Origin of the sequence: Bradyrhizobium sp., from assembly GCF_049581145.1 — a bacterium.
GTDB lineage: Bacteria > Pseudomonadota > Alphaproteobacteria > Rhizobiales > Xanthobacteraceae > Bradyrhizobium.
Genome location: NZ_JBAURI010001167.1, coordinates 1 through 5,864, shown reverse-complemented (window position 1 = coordinate 5,864; position 5,864 = coordinate 1). Strand labels below are relative to the sequence as shown.

Genomic DNA, 5,864 nt, shown 5'->3' with positions numbered 1-5,864 from the left:
CCGTGCGCTCGCTTGCGATGGTGGCGGAGGTGGTTCACGGCACCCCCTGCCGTTTCCAGGATCCGGCGCGGTTCTCGCTGGCGCATGGCGGCAAGGACCGCCATCCGTTCCCGGTTCCCATCAAGGTCTATGACGAGACCATTCGGGTTCTGAAGTCCGCGGTGCACAACGCAAAGCTCGGACGCGAGGAGGAAATGCAGGCGTTGAAGCGCCTCGACGACCAGGCGCGCCGGCTGGAGTGTCATGCGCGAGGCCCGTCGCTCGAGGCCTTCATCGCCGGCGAGCGGGCAGCCTCGCCCGCGCTCGACGGGCGGTCCGTGTTCGGCTGGGAGCAGGACGTCGCGCCGCGCGACAGACCACGACGTCTTGGGTCGTAACCATGCCTTCGCGAAGTGCCGGCATTCTCGCGTTTCGCCTGCCGCATCGCCGGCTCGAGGTGTTGCTGGTGCATCCGGGCGGACCGTACTGGCGCAACAAGGATCTCGGGGCGTGGTCGATTCCGAAGGGCGAATACGGCTCGGACGAATCTCCGGAGCAGGCGGCGCGACGAGAATTCGCGGAGGAGCTCGGAATCGAGCTCGCGGCGCCATTATTGTCGCTGGGCGAAATCCGGCAGCGCGGCGGCAAATTCGTCCTGGCTTTCGCCGCGGAATTCGACGTCGACGTTGCGGCCGTGCATAGTAACACGTTCGAAATGGAATGGCCGCCGCGCAGCGGCCAGCAACAGGCTTTTCCGGAGGTCGATCGCGCCGCGTGGTTCGATCTGACCATGGCACACAGCAAGATCAATGAGGGACAGCGGCCTCTGCTGGATCGTCTCGAGCGGCTTTGCAGGGAATCGACAACCTGAGTCTTGCGCCTGAATCTTGCGCCTCAGTCTTTGCGAAGGTGCCGCAGGTGCAGCGCTGGCGCCAAAAGAAAGAGCCGTCAGGTGACCGACGGCTCGAGTCTAGCCCGGAATTTTTCCTAGCCCGTGTGCCGCCGTTACCTTGTTTGCGGCCATACTTCGTAATCCTAGCGAACAAGCGTAAATTTTGTGCAACCTGACCGTGCCTATCCGGTGTTGCGCGGTGCCTTGAATTCAAGGCTTTGACGAGATTCCTGTTGCATCGCAAAGTACACGACCGACGCGATCTCGTTCGCGGCACTGCAGCACTACGGCTGATACCGCGCGAGAAACATCGCCACCGCAGCGTCGACATGCCCTGTGATTTCCTGCTCCGTCGGCGCGCTCCAGTTCGATTGAACCAGCGAGCGCACGTGATAGTGCGACGCAATGGCGCCCAGAAACAGTCTGGCTGCGCCCAACGGATGTTCGCAGCGGAGTTCGCCTCGTTTCGAGGCGAGCTCCAGATAGGAGGCGAGCCGCTCCGCCATCAGGCCGGGGCCGCGCTGGTAGAAGAGATCGCCGAGCTCCGGCGTGCGGACGGCTTCCGAGACAACCGTCCTGAACAGGCAGGAGGCCTGCCCGGACAGAATGGTGCGGACCAGGCCGAGACCCAATTCGGTCAGCACGACCTCCGGCTTGCCACCGCGCGCCAGCGCTGCGTCGGGACCGGAAATCTGCATGGCTTTGCGGCTGACGATTTCGGCGAACAGCAGTTCCTTGCTGGCGAAGTGGCGGTACAGCGTCTCCTTGGAAGCACCGGCGCGCTCGGCGATCATCCGCATGGTGGTGTCCGAAAAGCCACGCTCCAGGAATAACTGCTCGGCCACGTCGACGAGTTCCATGCGCCGCCGCTCGCCGCGTGGAACTTTTCGCGCTGCGGCGCTTGCTGTCATGTCACAGGGTCCTGCCATCTCGGTCGGCTCTTGTCTCTAAACGAACCATCGGGTACGGTTATAGCGTGCCGGATCGATGCCGCAAGGCTGGCGAATTATCGGTGATAACGAGAGTCTTGCTGGATGTCAGCTCAACAGATCGAAGAAAAGCCCCGCCCGCGAGAGGCGCGGAGCGAGCGGCCCGATGATGCCCACCCCGAGCCCCATTCGTTGCAGCCGGGCGAACCAGGCGAGGAGCAGGCCGCAGACGACGCGGTCAAGCAGGACGAAGAGGCCCGGACCAGGCGCCGGCCGGTGGTTTTCATCATCGGCGCCGTGGTCCTGATCCTGCTCGCGATCGGCGGCCTTTATTACTGGCTGTCGACGCGCAACATCGAAAGCACCGACGATGCCTATACCGACGGCCGCGCGATCACGATCGCGCCCCAGGTATCCGGCATCGTGGTGTCGCTCGACGTCACCGACAACCAGTTCGTCAAGCAGGGCCAGCCCCTGATCCACATCGACCCGCGCCAATATCAGATCGACCGCGAGCAGGCCGAGGGCGCGCTCGCCACGGCGCAGGCGCAATATCGCGGCCAGCAATTCGGCCTCGAAATCGCGCAAAAGAATTTTCCCGCCCAGCTCGAGCAGGCCAACGCCCAGCTCGAAAATGCCAAGGCCAATCGCGCCAAGACGCTGGCCGATTACGACCGGCAGAAAAGCCTGCCGAAGGCTGCGACATCGCAGCAGGATGTCGACGCCGCCGAAGCCGCCTTGAAGCAGGCCGACGCCCAGGTCGCGCTGGCGCAGGCGCAGATCACGCAGGCCTCGCCCGTTTCGCAGCGCATCAGTGAGACCGACGCCCAGGTCGGCCAGCTCAAGGGCCAGGTCGAACAGGCGCAGGCCAGGCTCGATCAGGCGAATTTGAACCTGTCATGGACCACGGTCACCGCCCCGCAGGATGGCTGGATCACCAAGCGCAATGTCGAAAAAGGCAACTATGTCACGCCTGGCCAGCAGATCTTCTCGATCGTCGCGCCCGACGTCTGGATCACCGCCAATTTCAAGGAGAGCCAGCTCGCCGACATGCGTCCTGGCCAGCACGTCAAGATCACGATCGACGCCTATCCCAGTCTCAATCTCGAAGGACATGTCGACAGCATCCAGCTCGGCTCCGGATCGAAATTCACGGCATTTCCGCCGGAGAATGCGACCGGCAATTTCGTCAAGATCGTGCAGCGCGTCCCGGTCAAGATCGTGATCGACAAGGGCCTCAATCCCAACATCCCGCTGCCGCTCGGGATTTCCGCGGAACCTTCGGTCACCGTTCGATGAGCGAGCCGTCGGATCATGCCGCCGAGCAATGGAAGCCGGCCTATAATCCGTGGCTGATCGCGGTCGTGGTGACGCTCGCCGCGTTCATGGAAATCCTCGACACCACGATCGTCAATGTCGCGCTGCCCCACATCGCGGGCAGCCTGTCGTCCTCGAGCGACGAAGCAACCTGGGCGCTGACATCCTACCTGGTCGCCAACGGCATCGTGTTGACCATCTCCGGATGGCTGAGCGACATTTTCGGCCGCAAGCGCTACTTCATCATCTGCATCATCATGTTCACGGTCTGCTCGTTGCTGTGCGGGCTCGCGCAGAGCCTGACCGAGCTCATCATCTTCCGCCTGATGCAGGGCTTTTTCGGTGGCGGGTTGCAACCGAATCAGCAATCCATCATCCTCGACACCTTCCCGCCGGCCAAGCGTGGCGCGGCCTTCGGCGTCGCCGCGATCGCGACCGTGGTGGCGCCGGTGCTCGGCCCGACGCTCGGCGGCTACATCACCGACCAGGTGTCGTGGCGCTGGATCTTCTTCCTCAACATTCCCGTCGGCGCGATTGCCGCCTTCTTCGTTTCGGTGCTGGTGGAAGATCCGCCGTGGGAAAAGAACCGCAGAAGCCGTGGCATCGACTATATCGGCCTCGCCTTGATCACGCTGGGGCTCGGCTGCCTGCAGATCATGATGGACCGTGGCGAGGACGAGGACTGGTTTCAGTCCAATTTCATCTGCGTCATGGCGCTGCTCGCCTTCTTAGGCATTCTCGGCGCCATCGGCTGGCTGCTGATCGCCAAAAAACCGATCGTCCATCTCGCGGTGTTCAAGGACAGAAACTTCGCTGGCGGCTGCATCATGATCGGCGCAATGGGAAGCATCCTGTACGCCAGCGCGGTCCTGATCCCGCAATTCGCCCAGAGCATCTTGATGTACACTGCGACCTGGGCCGGACTGATTCTGTCCCCGGGCGGCATCGCAGTGATCATCCTGATACCCATCGTCGGCCGGCTGATGACCAAGATCCAGACCCGCTACATCATCGCGGCCGGCTTCACCATCATGGGCTGCGCGCTGGTCTATTCGAGCACACTGGTGCCTGACCTCAATTTCAAGACGCTGGTCTACATGCGGACCTTCCAGACCGCGGGACTGGCCTTCCTGTTCGTGCCGATCTCGACGGTCGCCTACCTGACATTGCCGCGCGAGCTCAATGGGGACGGCGCCGCGCTGTTCGCCATGTTCCGAAACGTGTTCGGCTCGATCGGCATTTCGCTATCGACAGCCCAGGTCACGCAGCGCTCGCAAGTGCACCAGAGCTATCTGTCGCAATGGGCCAGCCCGTTCAACCAGCCCTTCCAGGCGCTGGTCGCACAATATGAACAGGCGCTGCGGGCGATGGGGCGCGCCGGAGCCGCGGTGCACGATGCGGCCGTCGGCCGCGTGTATCAGGTCTTCAGGATGCAGGCAGCCGTGCTCGGCTATTCCGACGTGTTCTTCTATTGCGCGATGATATCGTTTATCGTCGTGCCGTTCTGCTTCCTGCTGTCGCCGAAGAGGGGCAGCATGCAAGCTGGGGGTGGGCATTGAGTTCAGGATGTTTTCGCAAGCGCCGGACCGCGTTCGCGGCCGCCGCCCTGGTGCTGTCTGGTTGCACGCTGGGCCCCAATTTCGAGGAGCCCAATCCGCACCTGCCTGACAGCAAGACCTTCAACGGACAAACGATCTCCGACGCCCACCTGCCGGCGCCGACCGATCCGAACTGGTGGAAGGTGTTCGCCGATCCCGTGCTCACCAACCTGGAAAGCCGCGTCGCCGACGCCAATCTCGACGTCCGCACCGCCGCCGTCCGGATCGCGGAAAGCCGCTATCAGCGCGGCGTCACCGCGGCGGCGGAGCTTCCCAGCATCAACGGCGACACCAAGTACCAGCGCGAGCTCTACAGCAAGAACGGCATCATCAGCCTGCTCACTCCCCTGCTCGGTTCGACCGGCTCGAGCGGGTTGAACATCCAGCCGATCAACGAATACACGGTCGGCCTCGACATGTCCTGGGAGCTCGATCTCTGGGGCCGGGTTCGCCGGCAGATCGAGGCGGCGGATGCGCAAGTCGATCAGGCCGAGGATCGCCGTCGCGACGCGCTGGTGTCGAGCCTTGCCGAGCTAGCGCGCGACTATATCCAGCTGCGCGGGACGCAGGAGCAGATCCGGATCGCGGAGAACAACCTGAAGGTCGATCGCGATATCCTGGAGCTCACGCAGCAGCAGCAGCAGAAGGGCGTACGATCAGGTCTCGATGCCGAGAACGCGGCCGCGCAGGTCGAGGGCATCCGGGCGCAGCTGCCGAGCCTGGAGCAGCAGCAGATTCAATACCTCAACGCGATCGCGCTGTTGCTCGATCTGCCGCCGACCGCGCTCAACGCCGAACTGTCTCCGCGGCACGCGATTCCAAGATCGCCGCCGCGGGTGCCCTTGGGGATTCCGTCGGAACTCGCCCGCCGCCGGCCCGACATCCGCGAGGCGGAAGATCAGCTGCATGCGGCCACCGCCAATATCGGCGTCGCCGTCGCCTCGTTCTATCCCAAATTCCAGCTCAACGGCACCGTCGAGCTGGACTCGCTGCAGTTCAGCAATCTGTTCAATTCGAACTCGCTGCAATACATGGCCGGCCCCACGGTGACGCTGCCGATCTTCCAGGGCGGCCAGCTGAAAAGCATGCTCAGACTGAACGAGGCGCAGCAGGTCGAGGCCGCGCTCGGCTACCACAAGACGGTGCTGC

General features: G+C 63.4%; 6 protein-coding genes. 5 read left to right on the top strand and 1 reads right to left on the bottom strand.

Annotated elements, in window-relative coordinates; translation table 11 throughout:
• A partial coding sequence (locus WCB02_RS37215; protein ID WP_423966850.1) for a DUF763 domain-containing protein occupies window positions 1-377 on the top strand: 377 nt, incomplete at its 5' end.
• 2 nt (window positions 378-379) lie between these two features.
• A complete protein-coding gene (locus tag WCB02_RS37210; protein WP_423966848.1) occupies window positions 380-850 on the top strand; it encodes an NUDIX domain-containing protein in 471 nt (156 codons plus the stop codon).
• Between the two features lie 305 nt (window positions 851-1,155).
• Here WCB02_RS37210 and WCB02_RS37205 read toward each other — a convergent pair whose 3' ends face one another.
• Window positions 1,156-1,782, bottom strand: coding sequence for a TetR/AcrR family transcriptional regulator (locus WCB02_RS37205; RefSeq protein ID WP_423966846.1), 627 nt, complete (start codon window positions 1,780-1,782; stop codon window positions 1,156-1,158).
• 123 nt (window positions 1,783-1,905) lie between these two features.
• Between WCB02_RS37205 and WCB02_RS37200 the strand changes: the two genes are divergently transcribed.
• The 3 genes from WCB02_RS37200 to WCB02_RS37190 all read left to right on the top strand — a co-directional run.
• A complete protein-coding gene (locus WCB02_RS37200) occupies window positions 1,906-3,099 on the top strand; it encodes an HlyD family secretion protein (RefSeq protein WP_423966843.1) in 1,194 nt (397 codons plus the stop codon).
• Window positions 3,096-4,676, top strand: a complete 1,581-nt coding sequence (locus tag WCB02_RS37195; RefSeq protein WP_423966841.1) for a DHA2 family efflux MFS transporter permease subunit — start codon at window positions 3,096-3,098, stop codon at window positions 4,674-4,676. Before WCB02_RS37200 ends, WCB02_RS37195 begins: the two co-directional genes overlap by 4 nt.
• A partial coding sequence (locus WCB02_RS37190) for an efflux transporter outer membrane subunit (RefSeq protein WP_423966839.1) occupies window positions 4,673-5,864 on the top strand: 1,192 nt, incomplete at its 3' end. The genes WCB02_RS37195 and WCB02_RS37190, both read left to right, overlap by 4 nt.